This window comes from Methylophaga sp. UBA3192 (assembly GCA_002363955.1).
Lineage (GTDB): Bacteria > Pseudomonadota > Gammaproteobacteria > Nitrosococcales > Methylophagaceae > Methylophaga.
This window is the reverse complement of the sequence record DEXE01000002.1, coordinates 274453-294813: the sequence shown is the minus strand read 5'-3', so window position 1 is coordinate 294813 and position 20361 is coordinate 274453. Positions and strand designations below refer to the sequence as shown.

General features: G+C 45.5%; 20 protein-coding genes and 3 tRNA genes. 8 read left to right on the top strand and 15 right to left on the bottom strand.

The window, feature by feature from the left end; translation table 11 throughout:
- Positions 1-107: 107 nt before the first annotated feature.
- The 3 genes from B2337_RS01505 to B2337_RS01495 all read right to left on the bottom strand — a co-directional run bounded on the left by B2337_RS01505 (position 108) and on the right by B2337_RS01495 (position 385).
- Positions 108-183: transfer RNA gene (locus B2337_RS01505), tRNA-Thr, on the bottom strand.
- Between the two features lie 20 nt (positions 184-203).
- Positions 204-277, bottom strand: a tRNA-Gly gene (locus B2337_RS01500).
- A 23-nt stretch (positions 278-300) separates the two neighbouring features.
- Positions 301-385: transfer RNA gene (locus B2337_RS01495), tRNA-Tyr, on the bottom strand.
- 169 nt (positions 386-554) lie between these two features.
- Here B2337_RS01495 and hslV point away from each other — a divergent pair.
- Genes hslV through ubiB form a run of 6 tightly spaced genes read left to right on the top strand, consistent with a single transcriptional unit; the run spans position 555 to position 5828 of the window.
- Complete coding sequence (hslV, locus tag B2337_RS01490) at positions 555-1100, top strand: ATP-dependent protease subunit HslV (protein WP_292360242.1); 546 nt, start codon at positions 555-557, stop codon at positions 1098-1100.
- A 2-nt stretch (positions 1101-1102) separates the two neighbouring features.
- Positions 1103-2428: an ATP-dependent protease ATPase subunit HslU gene (gene hslU, locus B2337_RS01485; RefSeq protein ID WP_292360243.1), complete on the top strand. Its 1326-nt coding sequence runs from the start codon at positions 1103-1105 to the stop codon at positions 2426-2428.
- A gap of 9 nt (positions 2429-2437) precedes the next feature.
- Positions 2438-2803 (top strand): DUF971 domain-containing protein, encoded by a 366-nt coding sequence (locus B2337_RS01480; RefSeq protein WP_292360244.1) that lies wholly within the window; start codon positions 2438-2440, stop codon positions 2801-2803.
- Positions 2804-2811: 8 nt separating this feature from the next.
- Positions 2812-3558, top strand: a complete 747-nt coding sequence (ubiE, locus tag B2337_RS01475) for a bifunctional demethylmenaquinone methyltransferase/2-methoxy-6-polyprenyl-1,4-benzoquinol methylase UbiE (RefSeq protein WP_292414344.1) — start codon at positions 2812-2814, stop codon at positions 3556-3558.
- A 3-nt stretch (positions 3559-3561) separates the two neighbouring features.
- Entirely contained in the window at positions 3562-4164 is a 603-nt protein-coding gene (locus B2337_RS01470) for a ubiquinone biosynthesis accessory factor UbiJ (RefSeq protein WP_292414345.1), read from the top strand.
- Positions 4161-5828: a ubiquinone biosynthesis regulatory protein kinase UbiB gene (ubiB, locus tag B2337_RS01465; RefSeq protein WP_292414346.1), complete on the top strand. Its 1668-nt coding sequence runs from the start codon at positions 4161-4163 to the stop codon at positions 5826-5828. Before B2337_RS01470 ends, ubiB begins: the two co-directional genes overlap by 4 nt.
- On the opposite strand, the gene B2337_RS01460 is transcribed toward ubiB, so the two are convergent.
- From B2337_RS01460 to B2337_RS01435, 6 genes are all read right to left on the bottom strand, one after another.
- Positions 5829-7496: a formate--tetrahydrofolate ligase gene (locus tag B2337_RS01460; RefSeq protein ID WP_292414347.1), complete on the bottom strand. Its 1668-nt coding sequence runs from the start codon at positions 7494-7496 to the stop codon at positions 5829-5831.
- A 72-nt stretch (positions 7497-7568) separates the two neighbouring features.
- Complete coding sequence (locus B2337_RS01455) at positions 7569-8177, bottom strand: UbiX family flavin prenyltransferase (protein ID WP_292360255.1); 609 nt, start codon at positions 8175-8177, stop codon at positions 7569-7571.
- Entirely contained in the window at positions 8170-9525 is a 1356-nt protein-coding gene (mpl, locus tag B2337_RS01450) for a UDP-N-acetylmuramate:L-alanyl-gamma-D-glutamyl-meso-diaminopimelate ligase (RefSeq protein WP_292414349.1), read from the bottom strand. The genes B2337_RS01455 and mpl overlap by 8 nt, the downstream gene beginning before the upstream one ends.
- Positions 9526-10038, bottom strand: coding sequence for a YIP1 family protein (locus B2337_RS01445; protein WP_292360259.1), 513 nt, complete (start codon positions 10036-10038; stop codon positions 9526-9528).
- Positions 10039-10163: 125 nt separating this feature from the next.
- Positions 10164-11120 (bottom strand): PQQ-dependent catabolism-associated beta-propeller protein, encoded by a 957-nt coding sequence (locus tag B2337_RS01440; RefSeq protein WP_292414350.1) that lies wholly within the window; start codon positions 11118-11120, stop codon positions 10164-10166.
- 28 nt (positions 11121-11148) lie between these two features.
- Positions 11149-11946, bottom strand: a complete 798-nt coding sequence (locus B2337_RS01435; RefSeq protein ID WP_292414351.1) for an ABC transporter substrate-binding protein — start codon at positions 11944-11946, stop codon at positions 11149-11151.
- Between the two features lie 283 nt (positions 11947-12229).
- On the opposite strand from B2337_RS01435, the gene B2337_RS01430 reads away from it, so the two are divergent.
- A complete protein-coding gene (locus B2337_RS01430; RefSeq protein ID WP_292414352.1) occupies positions 12230-12472 on the top strand; it encodes a hypothetical protein in 243 nt (80 codons plus the stop codon).
- A gap of 29 nt (positions 12473-12501) precedes the next feature.
- On the opposite strand, the gene secF is transcribed toward B2337_RS01430, so the two are convergent.
- The 4 genes from secF to tgt all read right to left on the bottom strand — a co-directional run bounded on the left by secF (position 12502) and on the right by tgt (position 16884).
- Positions 12502-13452 (bottom strand): protein translocase subunit SecF, encoded by a 951-nt coding sequence (gene secF / locus B2337_RS01425; protein ID WP_292360265.1) that lies wholly within the window; start codon positions 13450-13452, stop codon positions 12502-12504.
- A gap of 14 nt (positions 13453-13466) precedes the next feature.
- Positions 13467-15323, bottom strand: coding sequence for a protein translocase subunit SecD (gene secD, locus B2337_RS01420; protein ID WP_292360267.1), 1857 nt, complete (start codon positions 15321-15323; stop codon positions 13467-13469).
- A 49-nt stretch (positions 15324-15372) separates the two neighbouring features.
- Positions 15373-15702: a preprotein translocase subunit YajC gene (gene yajC, locus B2337_RS01415; RefSeq protein WP_292414353.1), complete on the bottom strand. Its 330-nt coding sequence runs from the start codon at positions 15700-15702 to the stop codon at positions 15373-15375.
- Between the two features lie 75 nt (positions 15703-15777).
- Positions 15778-16884, bottom strand: coding sequence for a tRNA guanosine(34) transglycosylase Tgt (tgt, locus tag B2337_RS01410; RefSeq protein ID WP_292360271.1), 1107 nt, complete (start codon positions 16882-16884; stop codon positions 15778-15780).
- 121 nt (positions 16885-17005) lie between these two features.
- Between tgt and pyrF the strand changes: the two genes are divergently transcribed.
- Entirely contained in the window at positions 17006-17698 is a 693-nt protein-coding gene (gene pyrF / locus B2337_RS01405) for an orotidine-5'-phosphate decarboxylase (RefSeq protein WP_292414354.1), read from the top strand.
- 103 nt (positions 17699-17801) lie between these two features.
- On the opposite strand, the gene B2337_RS01400 is transcribed toward pyrF, so the two are convergent.
- Both B2337_RS01400 and B2337_RS01395 read right to left on the bottom strand, forming a co-directional pair.
- Positions 17802-18995, bottom strand: a complete 1194-nt coding sequence (locus tag B2337_RS01400; RefSeq protein WP_292360275.1) for a methyl-accepting chemotaxis protein — start codon at positions 18993-18995, stop codon at positions 17802-17804.
- A 36-nt stretch (positions 18996-19031) separates the two neighbouring features.
- Positions 19032-20309, bottom strand: a complete 1278-nt coding sequence (locus tag B2337_RS01395; protein WP_292414355.1) for a flagellar hook-length control protein FliK — start codon at positions 20307-20309, stop codon at positions 19032-19034.
- Positions 20310-20361: the final 52 nt, after the last annotated feature.

Genomic DNA, 20361 nt, shown 5'->3' with positions numbered 1-20361 from the left:
TTTGTACGTTCAAATTTTGCCTTAGACATGCCAGTCTCCCCGCCAAACTTTTTAATTGTTAAAATCAAAAACAGGCAAGGTACTCCCTGCCCAATCAAAATCAAAAATGGAGCCCGCAATCAGAATCGAACTGATGACCTCATCCTTACCATGGATGCGCTCTACCGACTGAGCTATGCGGGCCAATTCTTCCAAAACTAAAATGGAGCGGGTGATGGGAATCGAACCCACATAGTCAGCTTGGAAGGCTGGAGTTCTACCATTGAACTACACCCGCAAAATAGTAAACTCTTAATTAAATGGTGGAGGGGGGAGGATTCGAACCTCCGAAGGTAGAACCGTCAGATTTACAGTCTGATCCCTTTGGCCGCTCGGGAACCCCTCCACTAAAGAGGTCGCATTTTCCGGAAATCCCAGCTCGCTGTCAACCACTATCTCACTTTTACATGATAAAAGCCTGCCGGGGCTCAGTAAAACCGATTACGAACTGCATCAGAGCCAACGGCATAGTATACTGCACCGCTATTTTTTCTAAATTAATACTGGAGTTTTTTATGGAGCAATACCGTGGCACCACGATCCTCTCATATCGTCGTGACGGCCAGGTAGTGATTGGTGGTGATGGCCAGGTCAGTCTTGGCAATACCATCATGAAAGGCAACGCCCGCAAAGTCAGACGTCTTTATCATGATAAAGTTATCGCCGGGTTTGCTGGTGGAACTGCGGATGCGTTTACGTTATTTGAACGCTTCGAAGCCAAACTGGAAAAACACCAGGGCAACCTGACACGGAGTGCCCTTGAGCTGGCAAAAGATTGGCGTACTGACAGAATGATGCGCCGCCTTGAAGCCTTACTAGCGGTAGCGGATGCCGATGCTTCGTTGATTATCTCTGGTAATGGCGATGTTATCGAACCGGAAAACAGCTTGATCGCTATTGGCTCTGGTGGCCCATTCGCCCAGGCAGCTGCAACAGCCTTATTACAAAATACTGACTTATCGGCTCGTGAGATTGTTGAAAAAGGCCTGAATATCGCTGCTGATATCTGCATTTACACCAATCATAACCTCACCATTGAAACATTGGATTACAACGAATAATCATGAATCAATCACTTACCCCCAAACAAATCGTTCACGAACTAGACAAACACATTATCGGTCAGCATGAAGCGAAAAAAGCCGTTGCGATAGCATTACGTAATCGTTGGCGTCGTCAGCAACTTGATGTGACATTGCAACAGGAAGTAACCCCAAAGAACATCTTGATGATTGGCCCCACTGGTGTCGGTAAAACTGAAATTGCCAGACGTCTTGCTTCTTTGGTTAATGCTCCGTTTATCAAAGTCGAGGCCACTAAATTCACGGAAGTGGGTTATGTGGGACGCGACGTTGAATCAATTATTCGCGATCTGGCTGAAAGCGCAATGAAAATGCTGCGTGAAAATGCAATCAATGAGGCAAAACCCCGTGCCTTGGACGCGGCAGAAGAACGTATTCTGGATTCGTTACTTACACCAGCTCGTGGCACTTTAACCGAAGAAGAATCCAATACTCGTCAAAAATTTCGCAAAATGCTGCGAGAAGGTAAGCTGGATGAACGGGAAGTTGAGCTGGAGTTGGCACAGCATCAGATGGGGGTGGAGATTATGACACCACCTGGAATGGAAGAACTTACCAGTCAGTTACAGGATATGTTCCAGAATATGGGTAACCAGCGAAAAACCACCCGTAAACTGACGGTAGCAAAAGCCATGCGCTTACTAAGCGAGGAAGAAGCAGCCAAACTGATTAACGAGGAAGACTTAAAAGCAGAAGTCATCCAGCGGGTTGAACAAACCGGCATTGTATTTCTCGATGAAATAGACAAAATCACTCATCGCGGTGAAGGTGCAGGTAGTGGCGCTGACGTTTCCCGAGCCGGTGTGCAACGTGACTTATTGCCATTGGTTGAAGGCAGCACTGTTTCCACCAAATACGGCATGCTGAAAACCGACCATATTCTGTTTATTGCTTCCGGTGCATTTCATTTAAGTAAACCATCTGATCTTATCCCCGAACTCCAGGGTCGATTACCTATTCGTGTAGAACTTAATGCACTGACAACCGATGACTTTGTCAGAATTTTAACCGAACCGGATGCCTCTCTTACTGAACAGTATTCAGCGTTGTTAGGGACTGAGTCGGTCGATTTAAGCTTTACCGCCGATGGCATAAAACGACTTGCCGAGCTGGCCTGGCAAGTCAATGAAAAGACCGAAAACATTGGAGCACGTCGTTTACACACCTTACTCGAAAGACTGCTGGAAGATATTTCCTATGAAGCTGGTGAGGAAGCAGGACAAAAATTTGTTATTGATGAAAATTATGTCAGTCAGCAACTGTCAGAGCTGGTGCAGGATGAAGACCTGTCACGATATATTCTTTAAAGGACTTTTATGAGCCAGGCATCGTTACCAAGCGAAATTCAGTTGCACAAACAGTCCAGGAAACTTGAGCTGGTCTATGGCGATCAACACTATTTACTGTCTGCCGAGTTCCTGCGCGTACACTCTCCTTCCGCAGAGGTCCAGGGTCATGGTCCCGGACAGGAAGTATTACAGGTACAAAAAGAAAATGTTGGCATCAGTAATATTGAACCGGTAGGACATTATGCTATCAAAATCTATTTTGATGATGGCCATGACAGTGGATTGTTCAGCTGGGAGTATCTTTATGAACTTTCCATGCATCAGGATGAATACTGGCAGACCTATCTGGAAAAATTGATGGCTGAAGGCTACGAACGTCAGAGTGATGCCTGAGAGGATATATGGAAGACAATAACACCACGCACTTCGGCTTTAAACAGGTTCCTACCGAGGAAAAGGCCAGACATGTCGCCGAAGTCTTTCATTCTGTCGCTGGTCGCTATGACTTGATGAATGATTTGATGTCGATGGGAATCCATCGGATTTGGAAACGCTTTACCTTGCACAATAGCAATGTGCGACCTGGTGCTAATGTTTTGGATATCGCCGGTGGCACCGGTGATTTAACAGCTCGTTTTGCCGACATGGTGGGTCCAACCGGAAAGGTAGTACTGGCAGACATCAATGCTTCCATGCTGAACGTTGGCCGCGATCGACTTACTGATTTAGGTAAAGCCGGTAATATTGAGTACGTGCAGGCCAATGCTGAAGCTTTGCCATTTCCTGACAATACTTTTGATTGCATCACCATTGCTTTTGGTCTGCGGAATGTCACCGATAAAGACAAAGCTCTTCGCTCAATGCTACGAGTACTGAAACCCGGTGGCAAATTACTGGTATTGGAATTTTCCCAACCTGCCAGCTGGTTAAGACCTATCTATGATGCCTATTCGTTCAAGGTATTACCCACATTGGGCAGGTTATTTACCAATGATGCAGAAAGTTACCGCTATCTGGCTGAATCGATTCGTATGCACCCGGATCAGCCCAGTTTGAAAAAAATGATGGAAGAAGCCGGATTTGAACGAGTCGATTTTTTTAATATGTCTTCCGGTATTGTCGCGTTACATAGCGGGTATAAATTCTAGCTCATGAGTCTGTTTTTAAAGCCAATTGAAATGGCATTGAATCATGCATTGCGCTTTGATATGGAAAGCCATCAACAGCTTCAGCGTTTTGCAAAGCGAAGTATCCGTATTGATATCAGCAATCTGAATCTGGCAGTGATGGCCAGATTTACCGAAGACAACATTGTTCTGGACTCAGCCGGAGATGATATCGCTGACTTGATGATCAAAGCGGATAGCTTTGCCTTGTTGAAGCTATTAAAACAGCCAGACAGCTTGTTTTCCAATCAGATACAGATCCTCGGTGATGTTCAATTCGCCAAACAATTACAGGACTGGCAGCAACAGTTTGATTTCGACTGGGAGCAACAGCTCGCCAATATAACCGGGGATGCTCTCGCCTATCCTCTTGCTCAGGGTTTACGTCGGGGGGTTGCCTGGTTGGATGATAATCGGTCTGAGTTAGAAACCAGTGTCGCCGAGTATCTGCGAGAAGAAAGTCACTTCCTGCCCGATAAATCACAAACAGATCGGTTTCTGCAACAGGTAGACATACTCCGTGCCGATACCGATCGGCTTGAAGCCCGAATAAAAAGACTGCAAAACACCATTGAGAGAAAATCATGAAACTCGGTCAGTTCGGACGCTTATTACAAATTAATCACGTGTTGGGCCGTCATCGTCTCGACGAACTGATTCTCGCCATACATTTTTTCCGTCCCTACCGTTTTCTCAGCTGGTTTTCTCCCTATCGATGGCGCCATAAAGCCGACTTGCCCAGAGGCGAACGAATTCGGCTGGCGTTACAGGATTTAGGGCCGATATTTGTCAAGTTTGGTCAGATTCTCTCGACCCGGCGTGATTTATTGCCTGAAGATATTGCTGACTCCCTGGCAAAACTGCAGGATCAAGTTGCACCTTTTCCCAATGATGTTGCTCTAGCGCTAATCCATGCTGCCTATGAAGAAGGCGAACCGGAACGCATTTTTAGTCATATTGATACCGAACCATTGGCCTCGGCGTCAATTGCCCAGGTGCATGCCGCGACATTGACTGATGGCAAGCAGGTTATTCTTAAATTAGTCCGTCCGGGCATTGAAAAAGTCATCCGCCGCGATGTCGACTTGCTTTATACACTTGCCGGTTTAGCTGAAAAATACTGGTCTGAAGGCAAACGTCTGCGACCACGGGAGGTTGTTGCCGAACTTGAAAAAAATCTGTTTGATGAACTGGATATGTTGCGGGAAGCAGCATCCGCTTCACAGTTGAAACGGCACTTTGCTGATGAACGGTTATTGTATGTTCCCGAAGTCTACTGGTCATTAACCAAACCAAACCTGCTGGTGCAGGAACGGGTATTTGGTGCACCAATCAGCAATATCGCGCTACTGAAACAACATAATATCAATTTGGAATTGCTCGCCACTATTGGAGTGGAAATTTTCTTTACCCAGGTATTCAGACATAGTTTCTTTCATGCTGATATGCACCCGGGCAATATTCTGGTCGACGTCAATAATCCACAATTGCCGCGTTACATTGCCATTGATTTCGGCATTATGGGCACGCTGTCACCTGACGATCAGCGTTATCTGGCCGAAAATTTTCTCGCTTTTTTTAACCATGACTACCGTCGGGTTGCCGAGCTACATATTCAGTCAGGCTGGGTTCCTGCTGAAACGCGAATGGATGAGTTTGAATCAGCTATTCGCAGCGTCTGTGAACCCATATTTGCTCGTCCGCTAAAAGAGATTTCATTTGGGCAGCTGTTGTTGAGACTGTTTCAGACCGCCCGACGTTTTAATATGCAGATCCAGCCTCAATTGGTTTTACTGCAAAAAACGTTGCTGAATATTGAAGGGCTGGGACGGGACCTGTATCCCGATCTGGATTTATGGCAAACCGCCAAACCAATTCTTGAGCAATGGATGAAAGAAAAACTGGGTTGGCAGGCGGCGGTTAAATCGTTGCAGAAAGAAGCACCAACCTGGGCTGAAACATTACCAACCTTGCCACGCATGTTGCATGATTTGACGAAACAAGCCCAGGCGGGTCAGTTACATATGCAGTTGTCATCCAAGGATTTAGATAAAATTCGTCAGGAAGTTCGGCATTCCAGTTATCGAACTGCCGCCGCAGTCAGTGGTGCAGCCTTTATTGTGGGTGCAGCGATAATTAAAGGGCTGGATGGTTATTCATCGAACATGTTGGCCGGCATGCCGGTGCTCAGCTGGATTCTGGGACTTTGGGGTGGATTAATGCTTTATTTCAGCCTGCGGCGTTCTGATTAATCAGAACAAGCCGCTGATCACGCCATTATCATCAATATCAATTCGCTCGGCAGCAGGAATCTTTGGCAAACCAGGCATGGTCATCACATCGCCACACAAAACCACAATAAATCCTGCACCACGCGATAAACGAACATCACGTATGGTGATCACATGTTGCTCTGGCGCACCACGCAAAGTTGGGTCACTGCTGAATGAGTAGGGTGTTTTTGCCATACAAATCGGCAAATCACCATGCAGGGATTGAAACTCGCCCAATTTGTTCAGTACTTTTTTATCCGCGACGATTTCATTTGCTCCATACAATCTTGTCGCAACGGCACTGATTTTGTTCCACAACGTCTCATTATCGCTATACAGCAATTCACATTTACTCGATTGCTGTAGTTTTTCCACCACTGTCTGTGCCAGTAACTCTGCCCCTGCTCCACCTTGAGCCCAATGTCTGGCCAAAACAGCAGTTGCCCCCATGGTCTCCACAGCATCTTTAATCAACGCAATTTCCGCATCACTGTCCTGAATGAAATGATTGATTGCCACAACACATTCCAGGCCGAACTCGTTTTGTAAATTGTGTAAATGCTTACGGAGATTGGTTAGCCCCAGCTCAAGCGCAGATAGATTTTCAGCGGCCAGATCAGGAACATTAATGCCGCCATGATATTTCAAAGCTTTAACAGTCGCGACCACTACAGCCAAATCCGGACGAATACCGGCTTTACGGCACTTGATATTAATGAACTTTTCAGCGCCGAGATCGGCTCCAAAGCCGGCTTCAGTGACTACATAATCGCTCAGTTTTAACGCCATTTTAGTGGCGATAACCGAATTGCAGCCGTGTGCAATATTGGCGAAAGGTCCACCATGTACAAACGCCGGATTATTCTCAAGTGTCTGTACCAAATTCGGCTTAATGGCTTCTTTCAGCAATGCGGTCATGGCACCGTGAGCATTGAGCTCACTGGCATAGCGCGGCGTACCATCGGTTGAATAGCCAATTAGGATATTCCCCAGTCGTTGTTTCAATTCGCTTAATGTTGCTGCCAGACAGAAGATTGCCATCACTTCCGAGGCAACCACAATATCAAAACGGTCTTCCCGGACGAAACCGTTCGCTGGCCCCCCCATTCCTATTGTGATTTGACGTAAGGCCCGGTCATTCATATCAACAACCCGTTGCCAGGTTATTTTACGGGTATCCAGCTGCAAGGCATTGCCATGATGAATATGGTTATCAATCATTGCTGCCAACAGATTATGTGCGGCAGCGATGGCATGAAAATCACCGGTAAAGTGCAGATTGATGTCTTCCATCGGAACCACCTGCGAATAGCCGCCTCCAGCCGCGCCACCTTTCAAACCAAAGCATGGGCCCATGGAAGGTTCACGAACACAAACCGTAGCTTGTTTGCCAATACGGTTTAATGCGTCGCTAAGTCCAATGGTAGTAGTGGTTTTGCCTTCGCCGGCCGGCGTTGGGCTGATGGCAGTAACCAGAATTAATTTGCCATCGGCTTTGTCTGCCAAATCGTCCATCACCTGCAGAGAGACTTTGGCTTTATAACGACCATAGTTGTCCAGATCATCCTCCTGCAAACCTAATTTTTGCGTGGCGATCTCGGTAATATTCTGCATTGTTGCTTGTTGGGCGATTTCAATATCTGACATGCTATTTTCCGAATTTTGACTCTGCGGGCATTATACGCGAGTTAATCTTTAGCCCTGTATCCGGGCCGATAATTATTCGCCCCAGCGAGGCATTAATTGGTGTTCGATACCGGCTTGATCAAGAATTCTGGCTACCACAAAATCAACAATATCTTCTAGCGTTTGCGGCCGGAAATAAAAGCCGGGATTAGGCGGCATGATGCATACCCCAAGCCGGGATAATTTCAGCATATTTTCCAAATGAATCGCTGAAAATGGCGCTTCCCTTGGAACCACGATCAATTTTCGCTGCTCTTTGATCATCACATCCGCAGCACGATTTATCAGGTTATCGCTGCCACCACAGGCAATAGCCGACAGTGTACCCATGGTGCATGGACAAACAATCATCGTCGGGACTGAATGAGAACCGCTGGCCAGTGGTGAAGACCATTGCTGCTCGCCATATAGTTTTATCTGATCCACTTGGCAATTAAACTGCTTCTCCAATACTTTAGTGGCATCTGCGGCGCGAGATGGTAATTTCCAATCCAGTTCATCTGCTAATACAATCCGGCCAGCAGCGGAAATCATCAGATGCACGGTTATTCCCTGCAGCAACAATTGCTCCAGTAAACGTTTGGCATACGGCGCACCCGATGCACCGGTAATGGCCAGTGCAATTTGTCGAGGATCAGTCATCGGCTAATGCATCCAGAATTTTTTGATGAATACCACCAAAGCCACCATTGCTCATCACCACAATATGATCACCTGGTTTGCTTTGCCTGACTAAGTGAGCGACGACATCATCAATACTTCGATGCAAGACTGAGGTATCACCCAGCTGCTGTTGAATGTTATCTAAAGACCAGGATAATTTGGGATCCTGATACAGGATAACTGCGTCTGCTGCTTGTAATGAGCTGGCTAAAGTCAGTTCATGAACGCCCATTTTCATAGTATTGGAACGCGGTTCTAATACGGCGATCAATCTTTGCTGACCAATATTTGCCCGCAAGCCTTGCAAGGTTGTGGCAATCGCTGTCGGGTGATGGGCAAAGTCATCATATACTTTTATGCCACGACATTCGCCCCGAAGTTCCAATCGGCGCTTCACACCTTTGAACTGGTTCAGGGCTTCACAGGCATGTTCTACGGTCACCCCAACATGATGTGCGGCAGCAATGGCCGCCACAGCATTATTCACATTATGCCTTCCCAGTAGAGACCAGTTCACTGTGCCGTTTTGTTGTTTGTGTTGTACAGTGAAATGATGCCCATCTTCTGCAATTTCATGTAATTGCCAGTCCGCCTGCTCCCCATCCATGGACTGTCTGGGTGTCCAGCAGCCACGATCAAGGGTCTGCTCTATTGCAGGAATAGCATATGGTGTAATCACCAAACCCTCTGATGGCACGGTACGTATCAGATGATGAAACTGTGTTTGTATGGCAGCCAGATCGGCAAAGATATCCGCATGATCAAATTCCAGGTTATTAATCACTAAAGTGCGCGGATGGTAATGGATAAATTTGCTGCGTTTATCAAAAAACGCTGTGTCGTATTCGTCGGCTTCAATAACAAAAAACGGTGTATTTCCTGTTGACGCCGATTGACCAAAATTACCCGGCACACCGCCGATCAAAAAGCCGGGTTGCATGCCGGCATATTGCAGAATCCAGGCCAGCATACTGCTGGTTGTGGTTTTACCGTGAGTTCCTGCGACGGCTAATACCCAACGATTAATAAGAATATTTTCCGCCAGCCATTGCGGCCCGGAAATATAAGGTAACCCCTGATTGAGCACATATTCTACAGCAGTATTTCCACGCGACATTGCATTGCCCATGACAACCATATCAGGCGCCGGTTGCAGATGTTCCGGTAAAAAGCCCTGCATAACCTCAATGCCGGCATCAGCTAACTGATCACTCATCGGGGGATAAACATTGGCATCCGAACCTGAAACCGTAAACCCACGTTCACGAGCTAATAAAGCAAGTCCACCCATAAACGTACCGCAGATACCTAAAATATGAATATGCACTCAGGCAACTCCAGACATAACGAGACCATTCAATATAATAGCCAGCACCACATATAAAATTGTCAAGGCAACTGCTTTTGGAGCAGATATTTCAAGTGCACGACGAATGATATGCGCTGTAACCATCAAGCTCCAGAACATCACCAGCATCAATGCAAATAAAATAAAGTTTGCAGTATCTGACTGTTCAGCATACTGACGAAATGCCCATAACAACGGCATTGCCAGCAACCCCAATATGCTGCCTGTGCCAGCCATTGCCATCAACGTCTGTTGATATCGCGGCATATAATGATTGAAGCGGAGCAGAAAATACAGGAATGTCATTAAGACAATCAGATCGGTTACCCCAACCCATAAGCTGATTCGCATGGACATATCAATCTGGTTCATTGATACGCTGACGATGAAATAGGCAAATAGAACCAATCGCAGTAATTGATTATTCGCTGGAAGACTATCTGGCCCTGAACGGAACAGGCAAATGTCAGTAAATCGCAGTATAAATTTCATGTGCGGCATCATAGCGCGTCAGCAATGGTTCACAAAATATTTCTTGTCTCTTTTATATCTTCAACCATAAAAAAACCCGGCGACGCCAAACGCTGCCGGGTTTAATTTTAGTTAACCTTTTACTCTCAGTCGTCCAGAGCAACGCCCCATGGGAAAGCGCCGACTTTAATCGTTTCAATGCGTTCCTGTTTAGCCGTATCAACAACTGATACTGTGCCATCAACACCATCAGCCGTATAAAGTCTGGAACCGTCTTTAGAAAGATCCAGTCCCCATACCCGTTTCCCAACTGGCACATTACCTTTTAATTCAAGTGTTTCTGCATCCAGGAAAGCCACTGAATTGCCGCGGCCGGTGGTGACATATAGCATTTTATCATCGGGGCTGACTTTGATATCCATTGGTTTGGAATTTTCAACATCAATAGCCGCTTTTTTGATAATTTTGTACGTTTCCATATCAATGATGGCAACTTCATTGCCAATTTCGCTGGTTGCGTACGCCAAACTACCATCGCTGTTGAATGCAAGGCCACGCGGGCGGGCTGCAACAACCAGATTTGCTACTAATTTATAGTTTGTGGTTTCAATGATATGCACCATATTACTGGACTCACTGGTGACTAATGCATATTTCCCAGTAGGCGAGACAGCAACACCTTCTGGCTCTATTCCGACTTTCACAACAGCCAGTTTTTCATTACTTTTCGGATCCAGGAACGTTGCTTCACCATCATCTTCGTTGGAAATAACAATATGACCCGTTACAGGATTCACGCCAAAGGTTTCAGGATCATCGCCCGAATCCAGTGTTTTAAGGACTTCCAGGGTATTTACATCAACAACAGCAATAGCATTATCATCACTGATAGCAACATAAAGCAATTTTTGATCCGGTGACAGACCGATACCACGTGGACGTTGGCCAACATCAATCGTGGCTTCAACTTTATTGGTGCGAGAGTCAATGACACTTACCGTATTATCTCTTTCATTCGTCGCGAACAAGCGATTTGTCGGTTCAGCTACGGCAGCAGTGCTCGCCACGATCATTGAACTCAGTAAAAGTGTTTTAAATTTCATTTATTGTTCTCCTGATTATTTCTCAACTTTATTTGCAGGTTACTTTGCCAAGACTGTCCAATCCGCCTTTAAAACCACGCAGCGGTGCTTCAGCAAGGATTTTATTATCATTATCAACGAGTAATAGAATCTGGCGTAACTGACCATTTTCTCGGAAGTTTGCGTTGTCACCTTTTTGGCCATCAAAAACCAGATCGGTTTTAAGGTGATTCAACATAAATGCCGCATCATACTGCATGGTTTGCACAACGGAATCAGCAATCATTTTAGTTCCGGCCCAGCCAGCCCAAGCATCATCAGACATTTCTTCACCTTGATTTTTCTCAAAACGGCTGTTCAGCTGTCTCGCTGCAAATTTTACAAAATCCTGGTGCCAGCTCTGTGCTTTAGCAGGTTTATCCGGATTTTTTTCCTGCCACTGTGCCAAAGCATCGGCACGCATCTGCTCGCTGGGAGTGACATGAAATAAATTGGGTAAACAAGCTTCCCGCAATTTATCAGAAGTCGAGTTAAGGTTAATTATCGGGACAGCAGCATACTTGTCTGTCTGAGCAACTTTCATGGTGAACTCATCATCAGTTGCCAATAACAATACCGTTTCTATATCAGTTGTCTCAAGCGCCTCTGGCTCGACAACTTCAAGTTGATATTTTTGTCCTAAAAATCCACCCTGCAGATTGGCCTCTTCAATTCCCTGCTGTACTCCGAGCCAAACCTGACCTTCTGTCGGGCCCACATAATGCATGGTGACATCGATTTCTTCTGCAAAGCCCAGTTGTGGCCAGACAAAAACCAGGACTATGCCATACTTTTTTACGTGATTCATCCATCTCTCCTTCCACTACAAATTCATCTTCAAGATACTGACTTTGATTGATTAGATAATCAGAAAAATCCTTAACGATTAAGGAATTTATCCCACCACACCACATCGTTAAAATACATTTTACTTTTATAACAACAACTTAGAAACAATCCGCTGTGGTTAACAATTCATTTAATATAAATAATGGCTGATATGAACCACTTCCAGATATAAAAGCATTATTTTTCCTCAAGAATTACATCGCTGTGTCGTTAACAGTTTTACTAGACACAGAGTGAATCAAATGAAAAATAAATCACTGGAGCTGGATCTCAGGCAAATCATGCAAGGTTTGGAAGAGTTTGCCACGTTCATGAGTTACCAAAGTAACTATGAAGGTTTACGCATTCTAAAAGTGGAAACCCATCATGAAGACAAACAAAATGATCCAATGAACATTATTCCGGATAATGTTGTATCCATGGAAAAAGCCCGAATTACCCGGACTGATTTCATTGAAGAGCTTCCTGTTAAAAGGTACCAATAAAAAAGGCCCGTATCACGGGCCTCATTTTACTAAACCTGGCTTCCATCAGGATTAATCTCGTTATCCTCATCTTTCTCCGGCGGCATCAAATCTGTTTTGGTGACACCCATCAATAACACGGCCGTACCCGCCACATAGATTGAAGAATAAGTACCCACCAAGATTCCAATCAATAAAGCGGTCGCAAAAGCATGAATTACTTCGCCACCAAAAATAAACAAAGCAAACACAACGAGTAAGGTGGTCATCGATGTCATGATTGTTCTGCCGAGTGTTGCATTTATCGAGGTATTAATCACTTCAAGCGGTTCCGCTTTACGCATCTTTAGAAAGCTTTCTCGAATCCGGTCAAATACAACGATAGTATCGTTCAGTGAATAACCAATAACAGCAAGTATAGCGGCCAGTACAGTGAGATCGAAATCCAGTCGGAATAACGAGAAGATACCGACAGTTATTATGACATCGTGAACCAGAGCAAGAACTGAAGCTATTGCAAAACGATATTCAAAACGCAGAGCCACATAGATCAGAATACCAATCAAGGCATAAACCATTGCCAGACCACCATCCTCAGTAAGCTCTTCACCCACTTGAGGGCCGACAAATTCTACCCTTCTTACTTCTAATGCATCAGTTTGCTCAGACTGTAATAGCGCAACAACTTTATTACTGAGTTCAGCCATATTTTCCGTCTCAATCACCGGAAGACGTATAAGTACTTCGGTTAATGAGCCAAAATTCTGCACCAAAGCGTCCTCAAAACCGCCCTGTTCCAATGTAGTACGAATCTCACCTAAATCGACAGGTTGTGGATAACCGACTTCAATCATGGTGCCGCCGGTAAAATCGATACCGAAATTCAAGCTGTTAGTGACAATCGAATAAACTGAAATCAGTAACAGGATAGCCGAAAATGCTAAGGCAAACTTACGTATACCAACAAAATTAATGTTTGTTTCTTTGCTTAATAGATGCATGACACAAGCCTTAATTAAATAGACAGTTTTGGTCGTTGTTGACGACCATAGATAAGGTTAACGACCATGCGAGTACCAACAATTGCAGTAAACATCGATGTCAATATGCCCAGAGAGAGAGTAACGGCAAACCCTTTAATTGTCCCTGTTCCGAATCCAAACAACACAATTGCAGCGATCAATGTCGTAATATTCGCATCGGCAATCGTTGAGAACGCTTTTGAATACCCCGCATCAATACTGGCTCGCGGGCTGTTACCGGATCGTAATTCTTCACGGATACGCTCAAAAATAAGTACGTTGGCATCTACAGCCATACCCACCGTCAAAACGATCCCGGCAATACCAGGCATGGTAAGCGTTGCCTGTAACATGGATAACAAAGCCACAATTAACACCAGGTTGGCAGCCAAGGCCAGATTGGCCACAGCACCAAATACCCGATACCAGATAATCATGAATACCAGAACAAGCGCAAAACCAATCATCACAGAGGCAAAACCCTGATCAATATTTTCTTGCCCTAAACTAGGACCAACAGTTCGCTCTTCAACAATATCAATCGGCGCAGCCAAGGCACCTGCACGCAGTAATAAGGCAAGATCACGTGCTTCAGTGGTGCTATCCAAACCCGTAATCTGAAACTTTTTACCTAACTGGTCACGGATAGTGGCAACGCTGATAATCTCAGGAAGCTGACGCCTTACACTGACCTCTTCACCATCTATGATCTGGGTTTCAATTTTAGATTCAATAAAGACAACCGACATCGGATTGCCGATATTGTCACGGGTAATATTGCTGAAGATACGCGCACCTTGACCATCCAGTGTCACAGAAACGGCTGGCGATCCGGATTGACCATCTATCGTTGAAGCAGCATTGATGACATGTTCGCCAGTCAGCATTACCCGCTTGTTTAACAGATAAGGTCTGCCATCACGATGATAAAACAGTTCTGAGTTTGCGGGAACACGACCATTCAAAGCATCTTGAACATCATTTTCAAAATCCACTAAACGAAATTCCAGTGTTGCCGTAGCACCCAGGATCTTTTTCGCCTGAGCCGTATCCTGAACCCCTGGAAGCTGTACAACAATACGCTCTTGTCCTTGCTGTTGAACTGTCGGTTCAGCCACGCCCAGCTCGTTAATACGGTTGCGCAGAGTGGTAATATTCTGTTGTAAAGCCAATGTTTGCGTTTCACGCACCGTTGCTTCATTCAACTGAATGGCCACCGTTGGACGATCCGCATTTTCATCAATTACGGCAATAAGTTCATTGTGTTCGCGATTGATTTCACTGACAGCTGCATCACGATCAGCTTCCTGGCGGAACCCGAAGGTCAACACATCACCATTCACATTCACCTGCGTATAACGAATCGTCTTGTCACGAAGCAAAATACGAATATCGCTGGCGTAGCTTTCAAGTGTTTGCTTCAACACTGTGTCCATATCCACTTCCATCAGGAAATGCACACCACCACGTAAGTCAAGACCGAGATTCATGGGTTTCGCACCCATCGAGCGCAGAATTTGCGGTGTATTGGGCGCTAAATTCAACGCGACAATATAATCATCATCACTCAGGCTTTGTTGAATAAGCTCACGGGCCTTGAGCTGTTCATTCGCATCACTGAAACGAATTAATAAACGATTTTCTTCCAGCACAACGCCTTTATAGGGAATATCGGCTTGTTTCAGTGTGGATTCGATTTCATTGACTAATTGCAAATCAACACTGTTTAGTCTTCCAGCGGAAACCTGTACAGCAGGGTCATCACCAAAAAGATTTGGCATTGCGTAGATAATGGCCGTGACTATGACGACCACAACCAAGAGATTTTTCCAGAGGGGGTATCGGTTCATTTTAAGATCCAGATATCAAAAAGGCTGCTCTCCGGCAGCCCCTTCATATTTACAGTTTTTTCAATGTGCCTTTAGGAAGCACTGAATTGATTGATTCACGACGTACTTTAACCTCAACCGTCTCAGCAATTTGCAGGTTGATAGCATTGTCGTTAATTTCGTTAATTTTTCCCATCAAGCCACCATCTGTAACCACTTCATCGCCTTTAGCCAGCGCTTGTTGCATTGTGCGATGAGCTTTAGCTCGTTTTTGCTGGGGACGAATCAACATCACATAAAACAACACCAACAAGATGATCGGGAAAGCAAAGTCCAACAAACCTGGTGATCCAGATTGTGATGCCGCTTCAGCAAAAGCAGGTGAAATCAGAAAATCCATCGTATTTCCTCTAAACTGATAAATAAAAGACAGTGATTATGCCACAGCCAACTTCTGTCTGATAGCCAATTACTATCATTGGGGACGTTGTTGTCGCATTGCATAAAAAGACTCGCGGAACTGTTGCAAAGAGCCCGATTCAATCGCCCCCCTGAGTTGCTGCATCAAGCGTTGATAATAATGCAGGTTATGAATGGTATTCAGACGAGGCCCCAGCATTTCACCAGTACGATCTAAATGATGCAGATAGGCACGACTATAGTTCTTGCAGGTATAACAATCACAATATGGGTCCAATGGACCTGTGTCTGTTTTATGACGACTGTTACGGATCTTGATCACGCCCTCATGAACAAACAAATGCCCATTGCGGGCGTTACGGGTTGGCATCACACAATCAAACATATCCACACCCAGGCACACCGCCTCAACCAAATCTTCAGGTCTTCCGACCCCCATAAGATAACGGGGCTTATCAGCCGGCATTTTATCACTCAGATGCTCAAGAATTCTTAGCATATCTTCTTTTGGTTCGCCAACTGACAAACCGCCAATGGCATAACCATCGAAGCCTATTTCCGTCAGTCCTGCCAAGGATTCATCGCGTAAGGCTTCATGCATACCGCCCTGAACAATCCCGAATAATGCCGAAGGGTTATCCCCATGAGCAGCCTTGCTTCGTTCGGCCCATCGAAGCGATAACCGCATGGAACTGGCAGCCGTTTTTTCATCAGCTGGATAAGGTGTACATTCATCAAAAATCATTACAATGTCACTTCCCAGTGCCCGCTGCACTGCCATCGATTCTTCGGGTCCCATAAAGACTTTATCGCCACTGACCGGTGAACGAAAATGTACACCTTGCTCTGTGATTTTGCGCAAATCTCCAAGACTAAAAACCTGAAAGCCACCTGAATCGGTCAAGATGGGTTTATCCCAGCGCATAAAATCATGCAGATCACCATGCTGCTGAATAATATCCGTGCCGGGGCGCAACATCAGATGAAAGGTGTTACCCAGAATAATTTCAGCGCCTGTAGCTTTGACCTCTTCTGGCGTCATGGCTTTTACCGAACCATAGGTCCCGACGGGCATAAACGCCGGCGTTTGTATATTGCCTCTGGCAAAACTCAATTGTCCGCGCCTGGCCAGTCCGTCTTGTGCTGAGGTAACAAATTTCATTGAATCAACCCATCAAAAATTGGCGCACAGGATAGCATTATCATCAAGGTTGGAGTGAAATCAGACGCAAAAGACGGCCAGTTAAGGTAGGATCTGCATTGAAATTTTAGTGGAAATCAGCATGACTCAATCAAATATCATTGTCGCTTTGGATTACCCTGATGCAAATTCAGCACTTGCTATGGCTGAACAACTGGATCCAGCGCGGTGTAAGCTTAAAGTCGGCAAGGAATTGTTCACCCGAAGTGGCCCGGAAATTGTCAAAAATCTGCAGCAGGAAGGTTTCGATATATTTCTGGATTTGAAATATCACGACATTCCTAACACCGTTGGCAAAGCCTGCGCTGCTGCAGCCGATTTAGGTGTCTGGATGATGAATGTGCATACCCTGGGTGGACCGGCGATGATGTCTGCAGCCCGGGAAGCCATTGGCAGCCATCATGACGCTCCTTTATTAATAGGCGTTACATTGCTCACCAGTATGGATCAACAAACTTTCGAAGCAATTGGTTTACAGGGCACTATCCCAGAAACGGTATTACGTCTCGCCGTAATGGCTGCAGATAATGGATTGGATGGTGTTGTCTGCTCAGCACACGAAACAGCCATGTTAAAAGCTGAGCTGGGGAGCCAGTTTCAACTAGTGACGCCGGGGATTCGTCCGTCAGGAAGCACTAAAGGTGATCAACATCGTATCATGACACCCGCGCAAGCCATCAAGGCAGGCAGTCATTATCTTGTTATCGGTCGACCGATTACCAGTGCCGCTGACCCCATACAAAAATTGACCGAGATAGAAAACGAATTGCGATGAGCTCTGGGGGCTTGCTGATCAAAAAACTGCTGTGATGGAAACCCGCATAAAAAAGCCCGCATTTAAGCGGGCTTTTTTATGCCAATAGCCGGAGTTATAGAGACTAAACTTTAAATTTAGCGGAAGCATCCTGCAATTGAGAAGACAGACTGCTAAGCGTATCTACCGCTTCGGAAGTCGCTCTGGCACCATCTGCAGTGTGGTCAGCAATCTGACTGATATTCACAATACCACGATTGATATCTTCGGCTACTGAGCTCTGTTCATTTGCCGCATTGGAAATCTGTGTACTCATTTCATCCATGGTAGAAATCATCGCAGTAATCGTATCCAAAGCAGAACCGGCACTTGCCGCTTTTTCAACACTGGTCTTGGCACTTTCGCGACTTTCATTCATCACTTTTACCGCAGCGCGTGCTCCCTGCTGTAATCGTTCAACCATTTCTTCAATTTCATGTGTTGAAGATTGTGTTCTGGCAGCCAGAGTCCGAACTTCATCCGCTACAACAGCAAAACCACGGCCATGTTCACCCGCACGTGCAGCTTCAATCGCAGCATTCAGCGCTAAAAGATTGGTTTGCTCGGTAATGCCGCGAATCACATCAACAATGGCACCAATGTTGCCGATATCCGCTTCTAGTTCGCTTAAGGTATCTGCCGCTTTTTCGACTTCACTGGCCAAGGTATCAATTGATTGCATTGTTTCCAGCACGACTTGCTTACCGGCCTTGGCTTCATTGTCAGCATTACGCGCCGCCTCGGCTGCATTGGTCGCCGTCCGTGCAACCTCCTGAACTGACGCGGTCATTTCATTCATTGCTGTTGCAACCTGGTCGGTTTCTTCCTGCTGTTTCAATACACCGGTCACCGTTTCTTTACTGATAACAGTCATGTTTTGTGTTGCTGTATTCAGCTGGCTGACACCGCCGGTCAGTGTGTGTACCAGATTAGCGACGTTTTTTCGGGCACTGTCTAATTCAAAAGCCATCCAGCTAAAATCACTTTTCCCAGATATAGCAATTTTTTGGGTGAGATCGCCTTTTTTAATGTTCTGAATGCCGTTAACCAGAGTTGTCGCTCGCTTATCTCCAAAACGCCCGATAACATGAGCAAGGAACATGATTAATACACTGCCAATAACCACAAATCCAGCAACCACTTTAAGCTGTTGCATTGAGGTAACAGCATTAAGCTCCATGTAGAACATCAAACTCGCCAGCAGCACTAAACCGATAATGCCAAAACCAGCAACAATGTACATGCGTTTTCTAAGCGAATAATTCTCTAACTTAAACACGTCGGTCTCTCCAATCTAAGTCTATTATTATAATTATCAGGCAAACACACTGACACCAACACTATTATCTGTTGAATCAGCAGAAGTGAGCGCTGCCTCATCATCCATATCGTCCATTTCAATGATAACTTGAGCCGTATTATTACCATCTTGTAATTGCTCATCCTGCTCAGAACTTTGCGAGGACTGATCCTGATGACTGACTTCAGCATGATTAAGCGCCAATCCATTGTCACTGAAACTCTCGCGCAATCTTGGTAGTGCCTGCTCCAGGGCATCTCTGGCGGCGGCATTTGAGGCGACAAACGTAACACTTGTCTGTTCATTTTGCATGCTCAGTCTGACCTCTACCGGTCCCAGATGAGCCGGATTCAGCCTCAGTTCCGCTTGCTGCACACCTTCACGCGCCATCCACACCACTCGACTACTCATCACTCTGGCCCACGCCGCATTATTCAATTGTGGCTGAATATCCAATGATAAAGCCGGACTTCCTGCGCTGGCCACGCCTGCCACAGGTGTCGCTGTTCCCGTCGTTGCAGTGAACACTAAAGGATTACTCAAGGTGGAAGCAGGACCTTTCTCTGTTAATGGCTCTACCTGACGCATGGAGGCAATAGCTTCGGCACTCGCAGCATTCGTTTGCTGAGGCATTTTACTCGCGTTTTGCATCATCGATTTAAATTTTTCGGTAGCAACCGCTTCGCCTTCACCACCTTGTTTTTGTATGGCTTGCAGTATATCCGCACGGATTGTAGTAGCAGGACTATCCGCATTATTTGATTTGCCTGTCTGTACGCCAATGCCTTGGGCAGTCGGCTTTATTACCGACGCAACTAAATCAGAGGTTTTTTTATCAGCAGTTACATCCGTTATCTGAGGGAGATTTGTTTTATTGACCAGACCCTGTTGAGCAGAGATTTTTTTGCCACCAGCTTCATCTGTAACTGGCGTGACCGACAATATAAGTGGATGTTTAGCTTCATCACTGGTTTCTGCAGCTTCTTCCGAATCAATCTTATCTGTTTCTTTTTCTGTCTTTGCAGTGCTTTTGTCAGTTTTTTCCAGCGGCAACTTTTTGCCGTCTTTCGATTCGGACTTTTCCGCTTTATCGTTTTTTTCCGTTTGTTTTGAATCTATTTTGGAATCGGCTTTAGCTGTTTTATCCTTTGCAGATTGTTGGTGGTCATTCACCCTACGATCCAGTTCAGACGCAAAAGCATCATTATCCTTGTTGTTTACAGCTGATTTAACAGATTTATCCGCATTACTGTTGTTCACAACATTGAGGGAGGGAAGGGTCAGCTGTTGCATTATGTCGTTTCCTTAAACACTGATTTACCAGCTCATACAGGCTGTTTAAGTA

Bases quoted from the DNA above. Each gene is read 5' to 3' on its own strand.
- B2337_RS01440 (WP_292414350.1), bottom strand. From the start codon at position 11,120: ATGAAATTTAAAACACTTTTACTGAGTTCAATGATCGTGGCGAGCACT.
- B2337_RS01455 (WP_292360255.1), bottom strand. From the start codon at position 8,177: ATGACTGATCCTCGACAAATTGCACTGGCCATTACCGGTGCATCGGGT.
- B2337_RS01445 (WP_292360259.1), bottom strand. From the start codon at position 10,038: ATGAAATTTATACTGCGATTTACTGACATTTGCCTGTTCCGTTCAGGG.
- secF (WP_292360265.1), bottom strand. From the start codon at position 13,452: ATGCATCTATTAAGCAAAGAAACAAACATTAATTTTGTTGGTATACGT.
- B2337_RS01470 (WP_292414345.1), top strand. From the start codon at position 3,562: ATGAGTCTGTTTTTAAAGCCAATTGAAATGGCATTGAATCATGCATTG.
- yajC (WP_292414353.1), bottom strand. From the start codon at position 15,702: ATGGATTTTCTGATTTCACCTGCTTTTGCTGAAGCGGCATCACAATCT.
- B2337_RS01435 (WP_292414351.1), bottom strand. From the start codon at position 11,946: ATGAATCACGTAAAAAAGTATGGCATAGTCCTGGTTTTTGTCTGGCCA.
- secD (WP_292360267.1), bottom strand. From the start codon at position 15,323: ATGAACCGATACCCCCTCTGGAAAAATCTCTTGGTTGTGGTCGTCATA.
- hslU (WP_292360243.1), top strand. From the start codon at position 1,103: ATGAATCAATCACTTACCCCCAAACAAATCGTTCACGAACTAGACAAA.
- ubiB (WP_292414346.1), top strand. From the start codon at position 4,161: ATGAAACTCGGTCAGTTCGGACGCTTATTACAAATTAATCACGTGTTG.
- B2337_RS01460 (WP_292414347.1), bottom strand. From the start codon at position 7,496: ATGTCAGATATTGAAATCGCCCAACAAGCAACAATGCAGAATATTACC.
- tgt (WP_292360271.1), bottom strand. From the start codon at position 16,884: ATGAAATTTGTTACCTCAGCACAAGACGGACTGGCCAGGCGCGGACAA.
- B2337_RS01480 (WP_292360244.1), top strand. From the start codon at position 2,438: ATGAGCCAGGCATCGTTACCAAGCGAAATTCAGTTGCACAAACAGTCC.
- pyrF (WP_292414354.1), top strand. From the start codon at position 17,006: ATGACTCAATCAAATATCATTGTCGCTTTGGATTACCCTGATGCAAAT.
- hslV (WP_292360242.1), top strand. From the start codon at position 555: ATGGAGCAATACCGTGGCACCACGATCCTCTCATATCGTCGTGACGGC.
- ubiE (WP_292414344.1), top strand. From the start codon at position 2,812: ATGGAAGACAATAACACCACGCACTTCGGCTTTAAACAGGTTCCTACC.
- B2337_RS01430 (WP_292414352.1), top strand. From the start codon at position 12,230: ATGAAAAATAAATCACTGGAGCTGGATCTCAGGCAAATCATGCAAGGT.
- B2337_RS01395 (WP_292414355.1), bottom strand. From the start codon at position 20,309: ATGCAACAGCTGACCCTTCCCTCCCTCAATGTTGTGAACAACAGTAAT.